Origin of the sequence: Thermosynechococcus sp. Uc, assembly GCF_029335995.1 — a bacterium.
Lineage (GTDB): Bacteria > Cyanobacteriota > Cyanobacteriia > Thermosynechococcales > Thermosynechococcaceae > Thermosynechococcus.
This window is the reverse complement of record NZ_JARJMS020000051.1, coordinates 1-23,544: the sequence shown is the minus strand read 5'-3', so window position 1 is coordinate 23,544 and position 23,544 is coordinate 1. Positions and strand designations below refer to the sequence as shown.

The 23,544-nt window shown below is 53.7% G+C and carries 18 protein-coding genes and 2 tRNA genes; 4 read left to right on the top strand and 16 right to left on the bottom strand.

Annotated elements, in window-relative coordinates; all coding sequences use genetic code 11:
* Positions 1-51 precede the first annotated feature (51 nt).
* Both P3X23_RS05915 and P3X23_RS05910 read right to left on the bottom strand, forming a co-directional pair.
* Positions 52-570: a cytochrome C gene (locus P3X23_RS05915; RefSeq protein ID WP_300874146.1), complete on the bottom strand. Its 519-nt coding sequence runs from the start codon at positions 568-570 to the stop codon at positions 52-54.
* Positions 542-916: a DUF4346 domain-containing protein gene (locus P3X23_RS05910; RefSeq protein ID WP_300874144.1), complete on the bottom strand. Its 375-nt coding sequence runs from the start codon at positions 914-916 to the stop codon at positions 542-544. Before P3X23_RS05910 ends, P3X23_RS05915 begins: the two co-directional genes overlap by 29 nt.
* 125 nt (positions 917-1,041) lie before the next feature.
* Between P3X23_RS05910 and P3X23_RS05905 the strand changes: the two genes are divergently transcribed.
* Positions 1,042-1,114: transfer RNA gene (locus tag P3X23_RS05905), tRNA-Met, on the top strand.
* A gap of 18 nt (positions 1,115-1,132) precedes the next feature.
* On the opposite strand, the gene P3X23_RS05900 is transcribed toward P3X23_RS05905, so the two are convergent.
* From P3X23_RS05900 to P3X23_RS05855, 10 genes are all read right to left on the bottom strand, one after another.
* A complete protein-coding gene (locus P3X23_RS05900; protein WP_300874141.1) occupies positions 1,133-3,802 on the bottom strand; it encodes a DEAD/DEAH box helicase in 2,670 nt (889 codons plus the stop codon).
* Positions 3,799-7,926: a response regulator gene (locus P3X23_RS05895; RefSeq protein ID WP_300874139.1), complete on the bottom strand. Its 4,128-nt coding sequence runs from the start codon at positions 7,924-7,926 to the stop codon at positions 3,799-3,801. Before P3X23_RS05895 ends, P3X23_RS05900 begins: the two co-directional genes overlap by 4 nt.
* An 18-nt stretch (positions 7,927-7,944) precedes the next feature.
* A complete protein-coding gene (locus P3X23_RS05890) occupies positions 7,945-11,121 on the bottom strand; it encodes a methyl-accepting chemotaxis protein (RefSeq protein ID WP_300874136.1) in 3,177 nt (1,058 codons plus the stop codon).
* A gap of 201 nt (positions 11,122-11,322) precedes the next feature.
* On the bottom strand, positions 11,323-11,853 hold the full coding sequence (locus P3X23_RS05885; protein WP_300874135.1) for a chemotaxis protein CheW: 531 nt from the start codon (positions 11,851-11,853) through the stop codon (positions 11,323-11,325).
* Between the two features lie 2 nt (positions 11,854-11,855).
* Positions 11,856-12,221, bottom strand: coding sequence for a response regulator (locus tag P3X23_RS05880; RefSeq protein WP_300874132.1), 366 nt, complete (start codon positions 12,219-12,221; stop codon positions 11,856-11,858).
* An 86-nt stretch (positions 12,222-12,307) separates the two neighbouring features.
* A complete protein-coding gene (locus P3X23_RS05875) occupies positions 12,308-13,498 on the bottom strand; it encodes a response regulator (protein WP_300874130.1) in 1,191 nt (396 codons plus the stop codon).
* A gap of 57 nt (positions 13,499-13,555) precedes the next feature.
* The gene (locus P3X23_RS05870; protein ID WP_300874127.1) at positions 13,556-14,191 is read right to left on the bottom strand and encodes a MerR family transcriptional regulator; all 636 of its coding nucleotides are present in this window, start codon (positions 14,189-14,191) and stop codon (positions 13,556-13,558) included.
* Between the two features lie 319 nt (positions 14,192-14,510).
* Positions 14,511-15,833 (bottom strand): 3-phosphoshikimate 1-carboxyvinyltransferase, encoded by a 1,323-nt coding sequence (gene aroA / locus P3X23_RS05865; RefSeq protein WP_300874125.1) that lies wholly within the window; start codon positions 15,831-15,833, stop codon positions 14,511-14,513.
* 57 nt (positions 15,834-15,890) lie between these two features.
* Positions 15,891-16,433 carry a TIGR04376 family protein gene (locus tag P3X23_RS05860; RefSeq protein ID WP_300874122.1) on the bottom strand — a complete coding sequence of 181 codons (543 nt, stop codon included), beginning with the start codon at positions 16,431-16,433 and terminating at the stop codon, positions 15,891-15,893.
* A 13-nt stretch (positions 16,434-16,446) separates the two neighbouring features.
* Entirely contained in the window at positions 16,447-17,301 is an 855-nt protein-coding gene (locus tag P3X23_RS05855) for a hypothetical protein (RefSeq protein ID WP_300874120.1), read from the bottom strand.
* 76 nt (positions 17,302-17,377) lie between these two features.
* On the opposite strand from P3X23_RS05855, the gene P3X23_RS05850 reads away from it, so the two are divergent.
* Complete coding sequence (locus tag P3X23_RS05850) at positions 17,378-18,409, top strand: alpha/beta fold hydrolase (RefSeq protein ID WP_300874117.1); 1,032 nt, start codon at positions 17,378-17,380, stop codon at positions 18,407-18,409.
* Between the two features lie 3 nt (positions 18,410-18,412).
* Here the strand turns inward: P3X23_RS05850 and P3X23_RS05845 are convergent.
* From P3X23_RS05845 to P3X23_RS05835, 3 genes are all read right to left on the bottom strand, one after another.
* Positions 18,413-18,484: transfer RNA gene (locus P3X23_RS05845), tRNA-Cys, on the bottom strand.
* Between the two features lie 51 nt (positions 18,485-18,535).
* Positions 18,536-20,437 (bottom strand): sulfite reductase, ferredoxin dependent, encoded by a 1,902-nt coding sequence (gene sir, locus P3X23_RS05840; protein ID WP_300874115.1) that lies wholly within the window; start codon positions 20,435-20,437, stop codon positions 18,536-18,538.
* A gap of 108 nt (positions 20,438-20,545) precedes the next feature.
* Positions 20,546-20,716 carry a hypothetical protein gene (locus tag P3X23_RS05835; RefSeq protein WP_298613009.1) on the bottom strand — a complete coding sequence of 57 codons (171 nt, stop codon included), beginning with the start codon at positions 20,714-20,716 and terminating at the stop codon, positions 20,546-20,548.
* Positions 20,717-20,875: 159 nt separating this feature from the next.
* On the opposite strand from P3X23_RS05835, the gene zds reads away from it, so the two are divergent.
* Both zds and P3X23_RS05825 read left to right on the top strand, forming a co-directional pair.
* The gene (zds, locus tag P3X23_RS05830; RefSeq protein ID WP_300874112.1) at positions 20,876-22,315 is read left to right on the top strand and encodes a 9,9'-di-cis-zeta-carotene desaturase; all 1,440 of its coding nucleotides are present in this window, start codon (positions 20,876-20,878) and stop codon (positions 22,313-22,315) included.
* A complete protein-coding gene (locus P3X23_RS05825) occupies positions 22,312-22,761 on the top strand; it encodes an SRPBCC family protein (RefSeq protein ID WP_300874110.1) in 450 nt (149 codons plus the stop codon). The genes zds and P3X23_RS05825 overlap by 4 nt, the downstream gene beginning before the upstream one ends.
* Here the strand turns inward: P3X23_RS05825 and P3X23_RS05820 are convergent.
* A partial coding sequence (locus P3X23_RS05820) for an inorganic phosphate transporter (RefSeq protein WP_300874107.1) occupies positions 22,758-23,544 on the bottom strand: 787 nt, incomplete at its 5' end. The genes P3X23_RS05825 and P3X23_RS05820 overlap by 4 nt on opposite strands.

Sequence of the window (23,544 nt, the reverse complement as noted above, 5' to 3'; positions counted from 1 at the left end):
GGAGGAGCTAGCAAACATGGGGCGGTGGAAAATTCGCCATCCCTAAACATTCTAGGGGGAATCCTGCCATTGCGGGCTTAGCTCCCGAAAATTAAAGAGGGTCGCCTTGGGATGACACTGAGCACAGCCCTCGAGGGTAACGGGTCGAGGTACCTCAACGCGGGGATGTAGGATACGAAAGAAGGGCGATCGCCCGACACGAAAGGGAATTTGGACATCATTAGGCAGAGGGCGAGAATAGGTGCGCAGATAGTTCCACAGCGGAATCAGCTCAGCACGGGAAATGGGTTCGAGCGTCGCACCGTAGTGATTGGGATCTTGAATTAGCACCTGCCATGTCTGTGTGGGCAATGTTTCCGGGGGTACTGCAAGGTGACAACTGCCACATCGCTGCAGATAAATTTGTGCCCCCAATTGGGCATTCAAAGGCAAAACATCAACTGTTCCGCTGAAGTCTGGGGTGGCGATCGCTGCTAAGGCTGTACCCACTAGGGCACAGAGCATTAAAGAAACTGCCCCTACCCCCCAGCGCCACTGTGGTCTAATCTTGGATATACTCAAGCCCTTCATCCAAACAAAACTGTGCCCGCATCAATTCGCGACCGAGATAAGCCGCGTGGTCCAACATCGTCACTAATTGGCGATCCTTTTCAAAAAGCTCAATACACAACTCCTTTGCTGTTCGACCGCTGAGTACTAGATCTGGTTCCCGCGTTACTTTCCCTCTGGTGGGAATGGGTTCCCCAGTATCGGGATCCACCGCTAAGCCCTTCTCATTAATGTCATTGGGATAGTGTTTCATCCAGATCAACTCTTGCTCAGGGTCAATGTAGATAATGAAATACCCTGCTGGATCAAGCTGAATAAATCGCTGCGATAGCTTATTGTCAAGAGCCGTGCGTTCTGCTTTGCTCAACGCCTATCTTTCCTCTAACAGATCCACTCTTTTCTTTATTGTACGGTGAACTCGATTTGAATCTGCTGGCCGGAGCCTTGAGTTTTGAGATATTCGCGTTATAATGAGAATTGCGCAAAAATTTCGGCTCAGTAGCTCAGTGGTTAGAGCAGGGGACTCATAAGCCCAAGGTCGCAGGTTCAAATCCCGCCTGAGCCACTCCCTTGAGGACTAAAACTATACGGTTGCCGTCTCTAGCTCCACTCCCTCTAGCAAGTCATTCACAGGGAAGCGGTCGAGGAGATAGCGCGCCTGTTGGGCACTTTGGCGCAGTTGAGGGCTGGTGTGGGGCGCGTGGGGAATCTGGGCAAGAAAATCGAGGGTGCGCCGCAGCAATCGCACAATATCCCCAGCATCGAGATTGGTTTCAGCGCACAATTCATTCCATGGTGTGCCCAAGGCCCACTGCTCCACTAGGCCAATGAGATCCCATTCGTACCATAGCGGAAAGATAATGTGATAGCGGCGCTGCACCTGAAAGAGCCGACGGCGAATGGGACTGAGTGCAGCAAGGCGCTCTTCCACTTCACTGGGAATGGGGTAGTTGCACCAACTATCAGAACGAGGGGTTTCGGTGACAAGGGCAGCAATTGCGGCCGCTAACAAATGGGGAGGCAAGTCATCCAGTTCGCCTGAGGCCAAAGCTAGGGCCAACCAGAGTTCATTTTCGCCGCGCAGGGCAGCGGCCATTTCCCCTAGGGGGGTGGGAGTTAGATCATTGAGGCCACCAAAGTCTTGTAGGGCAGCAATCAGAGCAAGAAATTGCTCCCAGTGGCGTTGGGACTGTTGATGGAGCTTCTGCTGGCGATCGCGCAGTTCCGTTTGCAGCTGTTCTTCGCGACGAACGAGACGTAGCAGTGAATGAACATTTTGCGGCAGACTCGCTTGCAGTTGGCTGAGTTTCGCTTCGAGGTCGGCAATTTTGGCGGCTTGGGCGGCCACTTGCGGCGCGGGTAAGACCGGCGGGAGCTCGGGGAGGGTACCAAAGTAGTGGTTCGCTTCGTTGCAGAGATAACTTTCCCCTAGGCGCAGTTTCATTCCCTCTGGGGGCGGAGGGAGCTGACCACAGGGGGGGCGATCGGGATAGACACCTAAAATGTCATCAATGCCAACTACCCGAAAACGACCATCGACCGCAAGGCACAGCCAGTGGGGCAACTGTCCAGAACCGGCAACGGGCTGACAGAGGACGGCAGTTAAGGGGGAATGATCTCCAAGTGGGGATTTAATATGAAGCCATGTCCCCGGCGGCACTGCCATCATAAAAGGGAGGAGTTCTTGGACACGTTCCTGCTCCGCCTGCTGTTCAAGGATTTTCAGAAGCCGTTGATCCTGCCGTAGCCGTTCCCGCAGCTTTTGATACTGCGCCAGTTGCTGGCGATCAATGCCGGCAAGGCGTTGTTGCACGGTTTGTAATTCCCTTTCCAGTTCGGCGATCGCCCGCCGCTGCGGTGCGAGCTGCAATGTGGCTAAGTATTGACCAAAACTGCGCTCTACCAATTCCCGCGCTTCTTCGAGAGTGTGACGCTGTAGTAGGTTCAAGACCATGCCATAGCTGGGGGTAAATTGGCTGATCAGGGGATCTGGAGCGGCTGTGGCCAAAAACGCCGCCTCATGGGCACCCTCAAAGGGGGTTTGCAAGGTAACCACATGACCCACGGTATCCATGCCCCGACGGCCAGCTCGTCCTGCCATTTGCAGAAATTCTGAGGCTGTCAAGAGCCGATGACCGCTATCAGTACGCTTTGAAAGAGTAGAAATAACCGTGGTGCGCGCGGGCATATTGATCCCGGCGGCCAGCGTTTCCGTGGCAAAAACGAGTTTGATCAGGCCTTCTTGAAAGAGGGTTTCCACAAGGGTTTTCACGACGGGCAGCACCCCAGCATGGTGAGCAGCAATCCCTTGGTAGAGGGGGGCAATCATTTCGGGAGCAACAATGTCCTGATGTTGTGCCAAAAAGGCGTCAACCCGCTCTGCTAGTGCTTGCTGTTCAGCTTTGGTGAGCAGATTCATGCCCAAGACCTCTTGAACCGCTTGGTCACAGCCACGCCGACTGAAGATAAAGTAAATGGCCGGCAACATTTCCCGCTGTTGCAGTTGGCCAACCACGTAGCGGATGCTCAAAAAGTCTCGCTTGCTGCCGCGTCGCCGCAGTTCAGTCTGACCGTGGAGCTTGGGGTTGAGCCGTTTACGTTGGCCATCCAAGAGGGGAAAGAGTCCCTTGCCGTTGCAAAAGTAAAAGTGCAGCGGAATCGGTCGCCAGTCAGAGGAGATGAGTTCGGCATCCCCGTGGACAGATTGAATCCAGTCAGTGAGTTGCTCGCCGTTGGCAATTGTGGCGGAAAGAGCCACCAGTTGAATTTCTTTGGGGCAGTAGATAATTGATTCTTCCCAAACAGTGCCCCGTTGGCGATCGTTCATGTAGTGGCATTCATCGAGCACCACTACTTCAACCCCTGCAAGGGAGGTACCCACTTCACCAATGGGGGTACCGTAGAGCATATTGCGGAAAATTTCCGTCGTCATCACTAGAATTGGCGCATCACGGTTAATCGAGACATCGCCAGTCAGGAGGCCGACCTGCTCCGCGCCAAACTGCTGCTGAAAGTCACGCCACTTCTGGTTTGAAAGCGCCTTCAGAGGAGTGGTGTAAAAAACCCGCTGCTGCCGCGTCAGGGCACGGTGAATTGCATACTCGCCAATGAGGGTTTTACCTGACCCCGTAGGAGCACAGACCACCACAGAGCGACCGGCATCAAGGGCAGCGATCGCTGCTTCTTGAAAGGCATCCAATTCAAAGGGGAGTTGAGCCAGGAAGTCTACTAGGGCTGGCGATCGCTCACTCATGGGGTCGGTGTCGGCTCCTGCTGCACAAGGATTTCACCCTTGAGGAGCCGTGCAGCGGCATCCAGTAATTGCTCCTCCAGATAGGGCTTCGTAAAGTAGCCCCGCGCCCCTAGTTGTGCCGCCATCTTGCGGTGGCGATCCGCGCCTCGTGAAGTCAGCATGGCGATCGGCAGATGGTTGAGCTTCGGATCCTTTTGAATCCGTGAGAGCAGTTCCAGACCATCCATACGCGGCATTTCAATGTCACAGAAGATCAAATCACAGGGCAAGCCAGAGCGCAGTTTTTCCCATGCATCTTGACCATCCCGTGCTTGCTCGACACGGTAACCTGCTCGTGTAAAGGTCATTGAGAGCAACTCCCGCACCGTAATCGAGTCATCAACGATCAGCACTAAGGGTTCGGAGGCTTCCTCTGGCTCGGTGATTTCGATGGTGTGGCCAAACCCGCGCCAGTCGCGATCCATACGTCCCAAGGAGAGATCAATAATTTCCAGAACGTCAGCGATCACCATTGCGCGGCCATCCCCTTGAACGGTTACCCCGGCAACACCCACCGGCTTTGGTACAGGACCTGACAATTGTTTAATGACGATTTCCTGCTCGCCGATGACCTGATCCACCTCCATGGCCACAAGATCATCGCCACTGCGCAGCACCACAATCGAGACCATGCCATCATCTTGAGTACTCCCACCATAGACATTGCTGCGGCTGATGTTGCGGCTGTAGTGGAGTAAATCCCCGAGTTTACGCACAGGCAATAGGCGATCGTGCCATGAGAGGACACACTGACCGTCTTCTAGGGTTTGGATGCGCTCTTGGGGCATATCCAGCATATCCTCCACACCGTCAATGGGGAAGGCAATGCGGCAGTGGTTATCAATGCAGCAGAGGGCTTTGGTAATACTCAGGGTCAGCGGCAAGCGGATGGTAAACGTAGTTCCTTTGCCCACTGTGGAGTCAATGTTAATCGTGCCGCGAATGTCCTCAAGATTTTTGCGCACCACGTCCATACCCACACCGCGACCGGCAAGGGCATCCGCTTGATCTTTGGTGCTAAATCCCGACTGGAAGAGGAATGCATATACCTCTTGGCGTGACAAGCTAGGGGCATCAGCCTCCTTCAGGAGACCTTTCTCGATTGCTTTGCGTTTTACCCGCTCTGGGTCAATCCCCGCTCCATCGTCACTGACAGAGATAATTGCTTGACTGCCCTGATAGAAGGCTCGCACGCGAATCAGGCCTTTTTCCGGCTTGCCCAATCGTCGCCGCTCTTCTGGGGATTCAATCCCGTGATAGACGGCATTATTGATCAGGTGCGTCATTGGGTCAAAGAGCTTTTCGAGAATGCCCTTGTCGATGAGGGTATCCTCCCCTTCAATCTTCAGTTCCACCTGTTTGCCCATGGTAGTGGCAACGCGGCGCACAGCGCCCGGTAAGCGGGAAGACATTTCACGGAAGGGCACCATTCGTGAGCGGCTCAGACCCTCTTGGACTTGGGTAGTGACTTGACGAAACTGGCGTGCCACCTGCTCCACTTCATCAATCACGTACTCGATGTCAGCCGCTGCCTCCCGCACCCGCACGATCCGCTCAATCACTTCTTGAGAAAGGGTGTGGAAGCCGGTAAAGCGATCCATTTCCAAGGCGTCAAACTCGACACCCGTGGCGTGGGTTCCCCGTTCTCCTTGGTCGTTGGCTACCCGTGCTGTCGTTACCCCCAGCAGTGAACTCTCAAGGAGCGATCGCTCGTAGAGGTCTTGGATTTGTTGGCTGACTTCTCCGAGTTGTTGAACTTGGTAGAGCAAGTTATCGAGAAACTGCCGCAGGCGTTCTTGGGTGTCTTCAAGGCTATTGCGGTTAACCACCAACTCCCCCACAAGGTTACTTAGGGCATCGAGGTGGCGCACTGGTACGCGCATGGTTTGTTCTACCAAGGAGCCGCCTTTTGCCCCTGCCCCCGTTCGACGAGGGGTAGTTGCCTTGGCACTCGCCCCTGCGGGTTGGGGAATTAATTTCTCTAAATCGGCAAAAGTATCATCGGCGGTGGAAGGCGCTGCCGTTGGCGGCGGTGGGGTTTGACCCAAGAGTTGCTCTAGTTCCTCAAAGGCCGGCGTAGGTGGCGTTGCCGTCTCCAAAAGCTGATCTAATTCGTTGAAGGTAGCGGCCTCTGGTGTGGTTGTACCTGTGCTTTGATTAAGCAACCCCTCCAATTCCTCTAGGATGCTTTCGGAGCTAGCAGGCGCAGTGGCATCATTGACCAATGCTTCCAGTTCGGCCATGCTCACAGCTTCAGGGGAGAGGATAGATTCCGCTGCGGCTGCTTCTGGTTCCGCAATATTTGCCGCTGTGACCTCAGGCATACTTGGCTCAGCGATCGCTGGCGCCTCCGAGGCGGATAGGGTTTCTGACCATGGGGCATCGCTGCTTGGTGGGGGAGTCAACTCCGCGAGGGGTTCTTCCGCCGCGTTATCCACGACCAAGTTTTCTAGGACATCGTTGAGACCCGGCACCTCTTCGAGAAACTCAGCCACCTCCTCAGCGACGTCACTCAAAGCAGGGATGTCAACATCCTCTTCTAGGGGAAGCAGATCGCGAGCCTCAGTGGTTTCCACCTCACCCCAAAAGTCTTCTAGGGAAGCAACTGCCTCCTCAAGTGCCGCCATCTCTGAGGGAGCTTCCTCCGTCAATTGCTCAAGGAATGTATCTAGGCTGAGTTCAGGAGGTTCTGCGGCTGCACTCTCTTCCGCAGAATCGTTAGGTGTCAAGGGGGGCTCAAGCGCCTCAGCCATACTTTCGGCAATTGCTGGGGGCGTGAGATCATTGAGGGCTGGTTCCTCTCCCTCCGCCGCCAGTTCACTGGAGAGTTCCTCAATTTCATCGAGGATGGCATCAAGGCTGGGTTCTGCCTCAGGCAACTCCTCAGCAGCGGTCATGTTTAAAAAGTCGGAAATCTCCTCATCAAAGGCCGCTTCATCCCCCAGATTTAAACTGGCCAAATCCTCCTCAAGGGTGTCCTCCAGCCACTCCGTTGGCAGTGCCGTTGCATCGCTAAAAATGTCGCTCAATTCTTGAAAATCAGTGCCGCTCTCCTCACCAAAAACAGTGACACCCTCGCTAGCGCTGGTTATAGGCTCCATTGGCTCAGAAATCTCTTCTTCAGGCAGACTGGTTTCTGGCGGAGAAAGCGGGGAGGCAATTTCGGCGGAAGCTGGTGGTATTTCAGGGCTCACGGGTGCCTCTGCTGCCGGTTCTGGCCCTTCGGGAACAACAGCTACAGCTTCCTCCACTAGAGGGGGCTGAAGCGCCACTAAACTATCGCTAGGGCGAATATCACTGCCTTGACCATTGAGCACCAAGTCGCGAGCCGCCATAATTTCTTTAATCACCACTGGTGCCAACGCCGTGAGGGGCTGAGCAGTGTTACTAACTGCCTGTTGAGCGATCGCCAGCAGCTCCACCCACTGGGGCAGGGCAAAAGTTTCCCCCAATTGACCCAAATTAGAACAGGCCTCCGCCAATTGTTGCCGCACTGAGGGCGAATCAGGCTGCTTAAAGAGTTGCAACATTGCCCGCAGGCGATCGGGCACCTCCGTTTGAAAGACTAAGCGGTAGCTTGAATCGGCAACGGGTTGTAGCGGCGGCTGAACGGGTTCTGCCACAGGGGGAGAAGGAGCAGCCACAGGGGGCGCCGCCTCTGCTCCTTGGGTCAGTTGGCTCAAGTGGGCTTGCAGTTGATTGAAGACTGGCTCTACCCGATTCAGCGTTGCTGTTGCTGCCTCCTCGGTCAAACCAAAGGGACCTTGCAATTCATCGAGGAGTTCCCGCAGCGCATCAAAGGCTTGTAAAAACAGTTGCTCTAGGGTCTCGTCCACCGTTACGGGGTGTTCCCGCAGGATTTTGAAGTAATCCTCCAGCTTGTGGGCGGTGTGCTGAATGCTGTGAAGCCCAAGCATCGCCGCTCCCCCTTTAACCGAGTGGGCTGCCCGAAACATTTCACTTATCGCCTCGGGGTCATTGACTACCTGCTGGAGATTCATCAAACTGTCTTCAATGGTAGTCAAGTGTTCCTGCGCCTCCTCAATGAAGTAGCCAAGAATGCGCTTTTGTTGATCGCTTTGCATAGCCCCCTCCCGGATTGCTTAGGCTTGATCTTCAGTATTTTCAACGCGGAACCGTTCCACCGATGCCTGCAAGTTGCGCGCCACACTCACGAGACTTTGCAACGAGTCGGACACCCGCTGTGCCTCCTGAGAAGTGGCCTGTGCTGTCAACTCGATGGACTGCATCACTTGAGCCATGGCTCGCGCCGATTCTGTTTGTTCGACCGTGGCATTGGTAATCGAGCGCACAAGGGTATCAATTTGCGACGATACTTGGATGATGTCCTCAAGGGCATGCTTGGCCTGTTCGGCTCGCTTGGTTCCCTCAATGACTTGTTGGGTGCCCTCTTCCATTGCCGTCATCACGGCACCGGTTTCACTTTGAATTTGCAGCACAATCTGCTCAATTTCCTTCGAGGCCTTTGCCGAGCGATCGGCTAGCTGTCGCACCTCGTCAGCCACTACAGCAAAACCCCGCCCTGCTTCTCCAGCTCGTGCTGCCTCAATACTAGCGTTCAGCGCCAGCAGGTTCGTGCGGTTGGCGATTGACGAAATCACACCGACAATCTTGGCAATCTCTTGGGAAGATTCCGCGAGACGCTTCACCTTACGGGTGGTCTCTGCCACCGTTTCGCGAATCTGCAAAATACCCGCCACTGTGCGTTCCACCGCTTCACCGCCACGGAGGGCTGTTTCCGAGGCATTGCGTGCCACCTCATTGGCTTCTTGAGCACTTTCGGCCACCCGCTGAATTGCATTGGTCATCATTTGCACTGAGTTCAGGGTAACCGCTAGCTCCTCCGCTTGCCGCAGGGCGTCGGCTGAGAGACTACGGGCAAAGGTTTCGTTTTCTGCAGCCCCACGACTCACCTGCTGAGCGGCAATTTTCACCTGTTGCACAATTGTGCGTAGGTTGTGAATCGTCAGGTTAAATGAGTCTGCCACTGCTCCGAGCACGTCCGCTGTCACTTCAGCTTGGACGGTCAGGTCACCTCGGGCGGCACCCTCCACATCATCGAGAAGTCGGATCACTTGGCGCTGCAAATCATCCCGCTGCCGTTCGTTTTCCTCTGCTTTTTTCTGGGCATCAGCAGTAATTTGCTGGATGGCATCCGTCATTTGGTTAAAGCTTTGTGCCAAGAGTCCTAGTTCATCGTTACTGGTGACCGGCACCCGCGCCGTCATATCACCGGCCATCACGGCATTACACTGTGCCTGCAAATCCGTACAGAAGCGCTTGATGCGGCTGACGCTACGCTGCCCCATGGCATAGACCGCTGCCCCAGCGGTGAAACCAGCCGCAGCACCACTGAATAAAGGCGCAGGGCTAGGGGCGCTAAAGCCTAAACTGACGGCACCCGCAGCTAAGGCGGAAAGCACAGCGGTAGTTACTGCGGAGGTAATGTTTTCTTGGCTAAAGGAACTGGTGGCTGTTGGGGTGGTTGAAACAGTTCCAGCCACAGAACTAGGACTATGAGAAGGGGTTGGCGGAGCAGCCACTGGTGCTGCAACGGGCACTTGCTCGGTAAAGGCTGAGAGATCCTGACTTTTTGGAGGAGCTACAGATTCAGTGCGGCTGGCGGTGCTTTGGCTCAAATCGACATTAAAATCAGCCAAGTTCTCAAGACTTTGCTGGCTGAGATCATCAAATTCATCCGGTAAAACCGCAAAGGTCTTGGTGCCAGCCTCGGCCATCCCTGTGGCTTCTGATCCAACAGCACCCATTCCATGCACTTGGGGATTGGCAATGGTCATTTCCTCCCCAAATCCAGCACCGGCGAGATCTGCATTGCCAAAGGGGAGCTCTTCTAAATCAAAGTCGGCAGGTTCAACACCACCAGAGCTGGTTTCCCTTGCAGCGGTTGCTGGCGTCTTTGGCTCCCTCGCGTCTGCGGCAACGGTTTCACCTCTGGAAAACTCAGACATGGCGATTGTTGGCTCATTGTCCAAGGGAGCGGGGTCAAAGGTCTCAGGAAACAGGGGTTCGGCGACAATGTCTGGAGCCTCAAAAGCTTCAGGGGAAGCTGGGAAGTCACCAAAGAGATCGTCTTCCTCCTCGGCAGTTCCAGAAGAGCTGAATTCTGGCTGTGGCAACACCTCAATGGCCTCTGCCGTCTCATTGCTCAACAAATCACTGATACCCGTAGCAGAGGTAGAGACTTCAGGAACGTTGGTCTCAGCGGATGCCGTCGGATTTGGAGAGGAATTCTCTTCAGAAGTGCTGGCTGCTGGGGATTCCTCAATATCGCCAAAGAGACTTTCTGCAGAAATGTTTACCGCTGGGGCTTCCAACAGGCTCTCTTGAGAAATATTTGCTTCTGCAGGTGCTGGAGACCCGGCAAGGAGCCCCTCTTCAGGCATCGCCATTTCAGCGGCAAAGGGATCATCAAATGTTTCTCCGAAGGGCGGTGGCATCTCCTGAGAAGAATCCGCAGTACTTTCTGGCGTCTCACCATCAAATATAGAATGAGGGCTAAGCGGTTCGGAGGGGGTCACAGGAGAACTTCCCATAAGCAGCGTGATCTCCTCATCCCCAATGGCTTCAGGGTCTAGGGGTTGCACCAATTCACCCATGGGGATTTCTGGAATGTCTGCCACTTCGGCAACCGGATCCTCCAAAGTATTGGTTGAAAAGGCAAAGGGATCCTGAATTGCCGCATCTTCGTCGAAGGGATTAAAGGTACCCTGTTCTAAATTGACGCCGAATTCTTCTTCAACGCTACCAACTTCAGGCTCGTCAAAGGGGTTGCTCGTTCCCAAATCGCTGCCAAAGTCATCAAAGTGCTCAAGACTGAATGTCTCTAAGGGGTTTACAGCTTGGGGTTCCCCACTGGGTGGGGTCGTCTGCAAAAAGGTATTCTCACTTTGGAGTTGGGTATGTTCTGCTTGCAGTGTGGTGTGATGTTCTGCGCCCCCATGGTTACTAGGTTCAGCAGCGGGTATCAGATCTTTAATCCTGGCGAGACTCTCGTTGGCCAGATTAATTAGTTCTGGGTCGGTGGTGGCCTTGAGAACCGCATGGTACTGCTCTTGAGCCTCGCTGTAGCGTTGTTGGCAGCAGTAAATATGCCCCCGCAGAAGCCGTAGGTTGGGATCGCCCGGTCGGGTGCCCACTAATTGGTCGGTGATTCTGGCTGCTTCTTCGTAGTTGCCTTGTACATAAGCGGCAACCGCTTTTTGATATTCTTGGGTGTGTTGGGTGCTGCTGGATGCCATGGGCTTACTCCCAGAATGGACAATGACAAGGGGCAGGGGGGAATTGTAAGGACTCAATCAAGAAAGCTTTAATTACAAAGTATGCGCCAATCCTTGGGAAAGATGTCACGGGGGTGTTAATTTTCCTAAAGTGACTGGTGTTGATAAGTTCAATGGTGACACTTGGCTGTGAGTGTCCATTGAAATTTTACTTCTTCTAGTTTAGAGTCCCCAGCGGGCACTGCGTAAAATGGCAAGGGGTTCTAAGAGCTTAACAATCTCCTGCTGCTCGGCATCAAAAACCCATTCACCCCGTACAAAGGGAGCCATTTGATCGCTGACATGCGTGGCGGGCTTAATAGTGTCATTGTTGAGCCACTCCATGCCTCGAACTTGATGAACCGCTAGCCCCACTATTAACTCATCATCCTCAATGGCAATAATGGATAGCTCAGAGCGATCGGTGTTCAAGGGGGTGTCATCCCCAAGAAATTTACCGGCATCCGCTACCCAAATCACCTGCCCCCGCAAGTTTAAAATCCCCAGTAGCAGATTGGAGGTATTGGGCACTGGGGTAATGCGATCGGGATTGACGGCGACAACTTCACGCACACCAATTGCCGGCAGCGCCAGGAGATCACCGCTGGGGATCGTAAAGAGGATATGTAAATCCCCCTCTGGAGTTTTGAGGTCATCGATATTGTCACTTTCAAAGGGGGCATTGGTTGCGAGTAGGTCTGAGCTACTAAACATCTTTAACCTCGCAAGAGTTGCTTGATGGTGCCAACGAGTTCTTTGGGGTCAAAGGGCTTGGTAATGTACGCGTCAGCGCCCTGTTTCATGCCCCAATAGCGATCAAATTCCTCACTTTTGGAGGTACAGATAACCACAGGAATTGATTGGGTGCGGGGATCAGCCTTAATTTGGCGACAGACTTCATACCCATTCATGCGGGGCATGACAATGTCGAGGACAACCACATCTGGTGTGCTCTGCTGCAATTGTTCCATTGCCTCCACACCATCGGTGGCAACGGTTACTTCAAAGCCTGTTTTTGCCAGCAATTCGCTAATCATTTCCCGCTGGGGTGGGCTATCTTCAACAACTAAGACTTTACTCATAGGAGGCTACACGTAGAATCAAGGGTTTGCTTTATATTCTAAAAGCCTAGGAGTATCACAGGTTGATGACAGCCAACCTGCGGCGGTTAACGGGGAGTCTCAAGGCTTGATTTTGGTTCTAGCACGTCGCTAAAGGACTCGTCTGTTAAGGAGGTCACAGGTGGGGCTGCACCAATATAGCGATGCGTAATTGTTAACAATTCTTGAGTTGAAAAGGGCTTGCTGAGGTAGTCAGTGGCACCGGCCACTTTGGCGCGCAGGCGATCGCTCCAACCGACGAGACTCGTCAGCATAATAATCGGCGTATAACGGAAGCGAGGGGTGTGTCGCAGCAGGGTACAGAATTCGTAGCCATCCAATTCGGGCATGGCAATGTCGAGGAAAATGAGGTCAGGGTTGAGTTGGAAAATAAGACTCAAGGCTGTCAAGGGATGGGCGATCGCCGTAGCTTCATAACCCGCTGCTTGAAGTGTGGACTCAACGACTTGACGGACGGTGGCAGCATCATCCACGCACACGACTCGGGGCGATCGCCGCCAAGAAAGAGGCGGAAATGTGCGGGTGTGGCCATTGGTTCCCCAAGAACTAACTTGCAAGTATCCTTGATGGAGATAGGGCAGCAGGAGTTTGCCCACCGTCACTCCATCTCGTCCCAGTTGCCGACTCAGGCGACGCAGCGTAATTGGTTCGCGCACGAAGGGTTCAAGTTGACGAAACCATTGATCCGCTGGATCGTTGCCTGTGGGTTTAAGATCTGTCAGTTCGAGGACTTGATCGAGGGAACGCAACTCTGGGTGCAGTTTTTTCCATTCCCGCAGATGACTCAGGCTGTCATTGAGCAGTGCTGTCAAAGAGAGATTGTGCCATTGGGGGGTGAGGGGACTCGCACTATAAAATTTGAACCAAGCGCGATTGAGACTAACCACGTCAAAGAGACTTTCCCGTAGGAGAGCCCGCCACACGCTATGGATCTGGCTGAGCTTGCAGTGGTTGAGGAGCCACCATAGGCATTCATATTCCACCCAACTGGCACCGGCTTTGCTTTCGATGAAGCTATCAGGACTCGGCCAAGGAATGCCCTGCCCATAAAGAAGATCCTGTAATCGCTCTAAACCGTGGCTGTGGCGATCGGCAATATAAACCAAGTGACCATGACTCAAAAAAAGAAGCCACGTATGACCGGCATCATCTTCGAAGTAGAGTTCTCCGGTGCGCTGACCAAGAGCAAGGGTTTGGCACAGCGTGTAAATATCCGTATCGTTGAGGCATCCTTCCATGGCGCTATTATAGCGATCGCCAGCCGACTGAGCACGACACGGGAAATCTGGCCTAAGCTAGCGCTGAGTATAGGTGGAGAGCAATTGCACCAGTTGCTTGACAAGGGCTTCTTGATCTCGATTAATCTGGGGAAAGTTAAAGTCATCGCGGATGTGTACCTCAAAGCCGGGCACGACCTCAATACGTTTCCAAGACTCTGGTTGCGTTGAATGGCTCGGAGGTGGTACTTCGCGGCGGCTGACACTGGTACTGATGCGCATGGGTTCCCCATAGCGATGCTCGGAGCGGTCTTGTACCTGCTGCAAAAAGGCCAAGGCTGGGTTGATGGGCGGTGGGTTTAACTGAAGATGTACCCCCTGCTCAAGGAGTGCCCGCAGTTCTGGGGTACTCATGCGATACACCAGCTTGTAAATGGCACCTGCGGTATAGCCCTCCATCAACAGTCGCCGTACCACGAGCAATTGCACAAGGTGGCGATAGCCATAGCGCCCTTCACGGCCAATGCGGGTGGGGCGATCAATTAGTTTGCAGGAGGTGTAATGGCGGACTAGACGCGGGTTCACTTCCTCCAACACGCGATTTTTTGAGTCTTCTTGGGGGAGGTGCTGAGGCAAGAGTTCGTTGGCAATTTCCACCAACTCATCTAATGACCATTGATCCTGAACGTGGATAAAATCTTGAATTGTTGCCATAATGAATAAACACAACCTTTTTTGAACGAATAACAAAGGGGTAGAGCAGAGAGAAAGTTTTCTGTGCTAGGTTAAACCTAAGGGCGCACCTAGAACAGCGGTGAAACTATACTACCGTATTTTTTTGTTCTGTATCATCTGGGGTCTAATTTTCTCCTGTAGTTGTCAAGAAAGGTGAAAACGTACCTGGTACAACAGTATCAAGAATTCAACGCAACTTTGTATTGCATTGTTACGCCAAAACAATTTATTTGATGCTACCATACAGCGTTTGGTATTGAGTAAGGTGCTCCCAAAAATTACTGGGATTTTTCCATTGTCAAGCTATTTGTTGCAGGGTTGTTACGAATTCTGGATAGGAAACGGCTGCTGCCCTAGCGTTGTGAATGTGACTTGTTCCTTGAGCATTGAGGGCGGCGATCGCCAGGCTCATGGCCATGCGATGATCGCCGTAGGTTTCTAAGTGGGTTCCTTGGAGGGGCACGCCCCCCTGAATATCAAGGCCATCTTTGAGTTCAGTGACCTTAGCGCCCATTTTTTGCAATTCTGTGGCCACAGCCTTGAGGCGATCGCTCTCCTTGACCCGTAGTTCTGCTGCGTCTCGAATTTCGGTGACGCCTTCGGCAAAGGCAGCAGCCACGGCCAAAATTGGAATCTCATCAATCAAACGAGGAATTAATTCACCGCCAATACGGATGCCCTTGAGCGTCGCCGATCGCACCCGCAGATCTGCTACCGGCTCTCCTGTGACTAGCCGCTCATTTTCAAGGGTAATCTCGGCTCCCATTGCCCCAAGCACATCGAGAATGCCTGTGCGGGTGGGGTTGACGCCCACATTGGTCAACACCAATTCTGAATTAGGGATAATGGAGGCTGCGACCAACCAAAAGGCGGCTGAACTAATGTCACCGGGGACAATGACCTTCTGACCCTTTAAGACTGCAGGCCCTTCAAGACTCACCGTACAGGTGGCTTCATCCACACTCAAACAGGCACCAAAGGCCTGAAGCATACGTTCACTGTGATCCCGTGAGCGATGGGGTTCGCGAATAATGGTGGTGCCCTCGGTGTGGAGAGCGGCAAGCAACAGCGCTGATTTCACCTGAGCCGAGGCAATGGGACTGTAGTAGGTGATTGGCTCTAGGGGCTGCCCCAAAACCGCTAAGGGGGCACGGCTATGGTGTTGACGCCCCCAAATCTGAGCACCCATCTGCAACAGGGGGGTAACGACCCGTGCCATGGGGCGCGATCGCAATGAGGCATCCCCAGTGATTGCAAAAAAGCGACCTGTTTGTGCTGCCAATACCCCCAGCAGTAGTCGCATCGTCGTACCAGAATTGCCGGCATTCAGCACATCCCCCGGCTCTTGCAGGTGGCCAATTCCCAAACCTTGAACCGTTACTGCTGTCGGATTCAGATGCGAAATCTCAGCGCCCAGAGCACGGAAACAAGCAGCGGTACTGCAGGTATCTTCACCCACGAGCAGGCCTTCGATATGGGTTGTGCCCTCCGCTATGGCTCCTAACATGAGGGCACGGTGAGAAATAGATTTATCGCCCGGTACTTGCAGGCTGCCCCGCAAGGGATGGCCATCGGCCTGAATTTGCCAAGTGTCGTCGGAGGTGATCTGAATAACTGCCATGGAAGACTAAAGGAGAGAATGAAACCGCGCTCTCGATTGTCCCACGTCTTTTGTCTGCTATAACGCCATTGAGCGTTTGAGTTCTTCTAGGGCAGTTTGCAATTCCAGGCGGCGAAACTCGGCTTCAACGGGATCATTGAGATCACTGCCCATGCCCGGGGGTGGCGGCGGCGGCGGGGGAGGCGCACTGGCGGTAGGAATGCGGTTCATCACTTCCTGACGGCGATCGCGAATCTTTTGCAGAAGTTGCTGGGTAAGAGGAATTTGATTGAGGGCATTGAGGCGCTGAGTCCACAATTGCTCGCCGCGTCGGCGTAATTCGGCCTCCCGTTGCCGTGCTAATTCCACAAGGTCAGGGCGTTGCGCCGCCATTGCCGTTTGGATGCGATCGCGCCAACGACGAATTTCAGAAACCAGACTGAGAATTTGCTGCTCACAGGTATTGACTTCCTGTTGTAAGCGCAGGAGTCGCTCTTGGGTTTCCCGTTCTTGATCCTCAAGCTCAAGGAGTAACAGATTGAGTTCCAACTGCGGATTGGCACGAATAAAGTCCTCCAGCTTCTGCTCTAGGAATGCATTCAAATCTCGAAAAAAGTTCATGCTTGCCCCTTTTCTAAAAGCTTTGGCCAACGGTGAGAGAGCGCACTTCCCCTTGACGGCGCAGCACGGCTCGCTGGTTTTGAATTTGCACCAGTTGCCAGCCCTCGCTGCCAATTGTATCGCCGATGCCTAAACGCAGGGTTTGACCATTGCTTTGAAAGAGAGCCACCGAGCGATCGCCCAGTTCGAGTATGCCCACCAAGGTATGTTGGGGAGGCGCGGCTGGAGGGGGAGGTGGCGGCGGCGCCGGTGTTGCTGCCGGCGTAGGGGCTGTAACCGTGGGTAAATTGGGCAGGGTCACAGTTGGTGCTGCGGGAGCTTGGTAAACGGGAACGTAGATGCGCTCAACTGTTGGGGTAGAGGCGGTGGGGGTGGAGACAGAATTGCCGGCAATGGCGGGTGGTGCAGGGGTTGGCGTGGCAGCCTGTTGGCTTAGGAGTTGCAGGGAGTTTTGCAGATACTCAGCAAAGGCAACATCAGCTGGGCTGGGGGCTGTTGCGACCACAGCCTCAGGGGTAACTGCAACTGGTTGGCGATTCAGGTTGATCCAGAGGCCAACCCCTAGAACAAAAGAAGCAATGCCTACTCCCATGAGAAAGCGATCGCCCCAAGAAAACGCCTGTCGCGGCTCTGGACAGTGTAGCCAGCGGGAACGTTCCTCTGTTGTTGGCGGCGGCGGAGTCGTTGCTTCAAAGGGGACAAGGAGGGGAGACAGGTTTTCTAAAACTGCTGACAGGGGTTCTGACTCATTCAGCTCAGCCTCCATTGCCGCAAAAACTTCATCTAGCACGCGATTAGCTTGGGCATCCGTCAGACAGGTTTCCAGGATGTAGGGGTCTGTCCTCTTCGGATCATCGCTCTGTGTCATCGCCAATGCCTCACAATGATCACCACAACCGCCCAAACTTACCTACCCTGTTCTCTACGTTGGGTCATTCAAGTCTATGCACTCCCTCTCCTACTGGCCACCACCGCCGCTGCACTCCGGTGTGATCCACACGGTCTTTACCGCCTATCTCCAACGCTGGGGGTGCTTCTACCCCTGGCAACCGCAAACTAGCCATATTTTCCATGGGGCAGCAGGCGTGCCCCTCTACGGCGAGGGGTATCGAGTTGCCCAAGCCCGCGGAACGGTCATTGCCACCTATGGAATTACCGGTGCTCTCCAGAATCAATGGTACCTGCATACCCTTGCCCATTGGGCGATCGCCCGCGGCTTTGAGGTGGTGCTCTTTGATTGGCGTGCCCATGGTCGCAGTGCTGAACTTTCTCCGGTCTTGACCAGTGATGGCCTTTACGAAGGACAAGACTTTGTGGCGATCGCGCAACAGTGTCAAGCCCTCGGCTATACTCCTCCCTATTGGTTGGTTGGCTATTCCTTGGGGGGGCAGTTAGCCCTTTGGGGGGCATGGTATGCCCAGCAGCAAGGGGCAAAAGCCATTGGGGGTGCGGCTGTGATTTGCCCTAACCTTGACTCTAACCGTTCCCTTGCCCATCTTAGCACCACCTTTTGGGGACGCCAATTTGAACGCGCCATCAGCCGTCAACTACAACACTTGGCTTGCCACCTTCATCGCCTTCATCCTCAAATGTTTGATCTCAAAACCATTGCCAAGATTGACACCATTGCAGGTTTTGATGCCGCCCTAGTCATTGAGCGGCTTGGTTTTGCCAGTGTGGCCGACTATTACGCTGCCAGTAGTCCTCTGCCACTGCTGCCGCAGCTGACCGTACCCCTGTGGATTCTCTATGCTGCGGATGATCCCCTCTTTGCTCCCAGCCTTGTGCCCGAACTGCTCACTATTGCCCAGAGCAACGCTAACCTCACCCTGCTGATGACCGAACAGGGGGGACATGTGGGCTTTACCAGCGATCGCCAGTGCCAACGCCTCTGGGGCGATCCTGACTACTGCTGGGGTATCCATCGGCTCTTGGATTGGCTAGAGCAGCAGACTGAAACCCTAGGGTCAATTTAACGAAGGCGGCACCCGGATTCGAACCGGGGGATAAAGGTTTTGCAGACCTCTGCCTTACCACTTGGCTATGCCGCCCCCTTTGCCAACTTCTCATTATAGCCGATAGGCAGCCTATCCTTGCTTGTTTTAGCGCGATTGCTCAAGGTAACGCTGAATGGCTTCACGGGTCAGCGCCGCCAGAGACATGCCCTTGGCTGCTGCCAATGCCTTGAGTTGTTGATATTGATCTGCCCGCACATCCACACGGTAGCGCTTTGTTGGGGCAGTGGGAACGTAATTTGCAGCAAACTCCCGCAGAGCCGCAAAGCCAACCCGATGACAAAAATCCCCAAAGGATTCGCCGCTCTGCCGCCGATTGCGATAAAAAACCAACAATGGCTCTAGGGCAGTTTCCAGTTCGGCAATGGGCAACCGCTCAATATAGACCTCCGCCAAGCGCGTTTGATCGGGACTCCCCCCCAGCCAAATCTGATAAGCGCCAGGGACAATGCCGACAAAGCCCAGCTCAGCTAAGTAGGGGCGAGCACAGCCATTAGGACACCCCGTCATTCGAATCACAAAATGCTCATTCTGCAGTCCCAGCCGATCCATCAGGCAACGGATCCGCTCCAGTACGCCCGGCATTGCCCGTTCCGACTCCGTAATCGCTAGGCCACAGGTAGGTAATGCTGGGCAGGCCATGCTGTAGCGTTCAAGGGGATCAATGGCACTGACATCACGAACCCCGTGCTGCGCAAGGATGTACTGGATTGCATCCTGTTGATCGACAGAGACATCGCACAGGAGCAGATTTTGGTGAGGAGTCACTCGCAGCGGGATGTTAAAGTCTGCAACAATTTTCCTGAGAGCGGACTTGAGCCTAAAATTTCCCTTGTCAAGGATGCGGCCATTGGCAATCGCAAGACCATAAAAGAATTTGCCATCCCCTTGGGGGTGCCAGCCCAAAAAGTCCTCATATCGCCACGGCGGCAGTGGACGAAAAGGTTGAAGGGGCTTGCCGAAGTATTCTTCCACCTTGGCTTTGAATTTTTCGACGCCCCAGTCGTGGATTAGGTATTTCAAACGGGCATGGCGCCGATTATAGCGATCGCCATAGTCTCGCTGGGTCGCAACAATTGCCTTCACCGCATCATAGACATCTACCGCTGCGACAAAGCCAATTTCATCCGCCATGCGGGCAAAGGTTTCTTCCTTATTGTGGGTACGCCCCAAGCCGCCGCCAGCATAGATATTAAAGCCCTCAAGATTCCCTTGCTCATCGGTGATCACCACCAGCGTCAAATCTTGGGAAAACAGATCGACAGAATTATCCCCCGGCACTGTGACACAGCACTTAAACTTGCGCGGCATATAGTGATCGCCGTAGATTGGCTCTTCGTTGTTGGCAAAAATCGTGCCATTGCCATTGCGCTGCCGTGCCGCCTTGACATCGGGGTGCTCTTCGGCAGAAATGACCTTTTCACCATCTAGCCAAATCTCGTAGTAGGCCCCGGTTTGGGGGGTCAGCAGATCGGCAATGCGGTGGGCATACTCATAGGCAAGGGTATATTCCGGGCGATCGCGAAAGGGGGCGGGTGGTGCCATAACATTGCGGTTCAAATCGCCGCAGGCACCTAATGTGGATCCCATGCTGCGGACAATGGCAGCAATGGCAGCCTTCAGGTTCTTCTTGAGAATGCCATGTAACTGAAATCCCTGCCGTGTTGTTGCCCGCAGTGTGTGGTTGCCGTACTCATCCGCCAAGCGATCCAACGTCAAATAGAGCTGCGGTGGAATATAACCAGCTGGACTGCGGGTACGCAGCATAAACTGGTAATCTTTTTCCTGTCCTTTGACGCGGTTATCGCGATTGTCCTGCTGATAGGAGCCGTGGAACTTGAGGATCTGCGCCCCCTCTTCGCTAAAACAGTTTGTGGGTTCTCGCAGCTCCGTGGCAATAGGTTCTCGTAGATGTTGGCTCCGTTCTTTGAGAGCTTCAATTTTTGAGCGTTTGAGTGCAGCATCAGCAGACGGGGGCGAAGCAACCATAGTGTTCTGTCTTCCAACAGGCGAGAGTAACCAAAATAACGACAGCCAAAAGTCCCTAATCTTGATCGGGAAAGTGAGCTATCTTATTTTAGCGAACCTGTGGAACGATTAACAGGAGGGTTCTTCCTTTGAGGCACAATCCTTCTGCCAGCAGCGCTCGAGATAGGCATTGTAGTATTGCCGCCAAAACCGTTTGGGATTGAGGGTAAAGCCCGGACTAAAGAGGTGTTGATTCAAATACTGCCAGAGAGGAAAGGGAAGGACACGACGCGTAGCCATAAGCACACCGTGAGCGTGAGCGATTCAACAACTTCAAGTTACTTTGATCATAGATGAGGGTTCTAGAGAGCAAGGGTCTCTGCCAAGTTTCTTAACGCGAGGGAGACCGTCCGCGGGGCAAAATAATGTTAAAATCTGTAAAGTTTTCTGGGATCACCGATGCGGGTTGTCATTGTTGGTGCAGGATTAGCCGGCTTAGCCGCCGCAGTGGATTTGGTGGATGCCGGTTACAACGTTGAAATCTATGAATCCCGTCCTTTTGTCGGAGGCAAAGTCAGCAGTTGGCAGGATGCCGACGGCAACCACATTGAGATGGGACTCCATGTTTTCTTCTGTAACTACACCAATCTCTTTGCACTGATGACAAAGGTGGGGGCGATCGCGAACCTGTTGCCCAAGGAACATACCCACACATTTATTAATCGCGGTGGCCAAGTGGGGGAATTGGACTTCCGCTTTCCCTTAGGTGCTCCCTTCAACGGTCTGAAGGCCTTCTTCACCACCAATCAACTCTCCGCTACTGATAAATTCTTCAATACCATTGCCCTTGGCACCAGTCCTGTGGTGCGCGGTCTTGTGGATTATGAGGGGGCAATGCGCCAAATTCGCGCTTTGGATCAGGTCAGCTTTGCCGAGTGGTTTCGCCGCCATGGGGGGTCAGAAAATAGCCTCAAGCGCCTCTGGAACCCTATCTCCTATGCCCTAGGCTTCATTGATACCGAGCATATGTCGGCGCGCTGTATGCTGACGATCTTTATGATGTTTGCCGCCAAAACCACCGCCTCCCGCTTGAATATGCTCAAGGGATCACCGGCGGAATATCTGCTGAAGCCCTTGGTGAACTATATTGAAGCGCGGGGAGCTAAGATTCATCTGCGGCGAAGGGTAAAGGAAATTCTCTTTCGCGGCGAGGATCCTAGAACTTGGCAGGTGGAAGGGTTGGTCATTCCCCTTGGCGAAGAACTAGAAACAGTAACGGCGGATGCCTATCTCTGTGCCTGTGATGTGCCGGGAATTCAACGCCTGATTCCCCCGGCATGGCGATCGCACCCCACCTTCGACAACATCTTTAAGCTTGAGGCAGTGCCTGTGGCCACGGTGCAACTGCGGTTTGATGGTTGGGTCACGGAACTGCAAGACCCCAGTAAACAAAAACAGGTGACAGCAACGGGCATTGATAACCTGCTTTATACCGCTGATGCCGATTTTTCCTGCTTTGCTGATTTGGCTCTCACTAGCCCAGCGGACTACTATCGCGAAGGTCAAGGCTCCCTACTGCAAGTGGTGCTCACCCCCGGCGATCCCTTCATCAAAGCCAGCAATGAAGAAATTGCCCAACACGTGCTGCGCCAAGTCCATGAACTCTTTCCTTCATCGCGCCATCTGAACATGACATGGTACAGTGTCGTCAAATTGGCGCAGTCCCTCTATCGCGAAGCCCCCGGCATGGATCCTTACCGTCCACCCCAAAAAACACCCGTTCCTAACTTTTACTTGGCAGGCAGCTATACGCAGCAGGACTACATTGACAGCATGGAGGGTGCCACGATGTCCGGACGACAAGCCGCCCAAGCGATTTTGGCAGGAGGTCACCCATGAGTTGGTTAGAGCATACAGTTCAGATTGAAGTGGCAGCGGATATTGATCACGTCTGGGCACTGTGGTCAGATTTGGAGAAAATGCCCCTGTGGATGAAGTGGATTGAATCTGTGGTCATCACTGAAGAAGACCCCACGCTATCACGCTGGACATTGGCCACGGGAAACTGGCACTTTAGCTGGCGATCGCGCATTTGCCGCCAAGTGAAGCACCAAATTATTCAGTGGGAAGCAGTGGATGGACTGCCGAATCGCGGTGCTATTCGCTTTTACGATCGCCACGGCAACACCATTGTCAAGCTCTCAGTTTCCTATGCCATTCCCGGAGTGCTGGGACAAATTATGGATCGTCTTTTCTTGGGTCGTGTGGTGGAAAGTACCTTGCAAGCGGATCTCGAGCGCTTTCGTGAGTATGCCCAAAAGATGCAGCCCACACAGATCTCTTAAAGTTGGGTGAGGCAAAAAGAGATAGCGATTGCCAGCAGGGTTGCTCCCGGAAATGTGAATATCCACGCCATGAAAATTTGTGCCCACACTTGCCAGTTCACTTTTCCTTGATGGCGATACCCCGCACCCGTAATCGCCCCCACTACCACCTGTGTGGTACTGACGGGAAACCCCACCAGACTGGCGGCACCGACTGTCAAAGCAGCACTGAGGTTGGCCAAGCAACCACTCACGGGATCTAAGGGCGAAATTTTCTCACCTGTGGTATGGATAATGCGCTCACCGCCGCCGTAGGTACCGATCGCGATTGCGAGGGCACAGGCAGCGATGACCCAGAAGGGCACATCCGCCTCTGGCGACAGTTGTCCCCAACTCACAAGGGCAAGGGTAATCACGCCCATGGTTTTCTGGGCATCATTGGCACCGTGGGCAACGGCCATCAGCGTTGCGGAAAGAATCTGCAGTCGTTGCCAACGTTCCGCAGGAATCTCCCCCTGCCATTGCAACCATTGCTCAACAAGAGCCATGAAGCCCAAACCAATGGCGATCGCCACCAAGGGGGACACTATCATGGGAATCAGGACTGACTGAGCAATCCCCTGCCAATCAATGATTTGCGGTGACGCTTGAAAGAGGGCGGCACCTACTAAGCCACCAATCAGGGCGTGGGAAGAACTACTGGGCAGCCCCCAATACCAAGTGAGCAAATTCCAGCCCATTGCACCAAGAAGTGCGGCACTAATTACGCTAAACCAATGTTCACCCAAGGCGCAACTGTCGAGA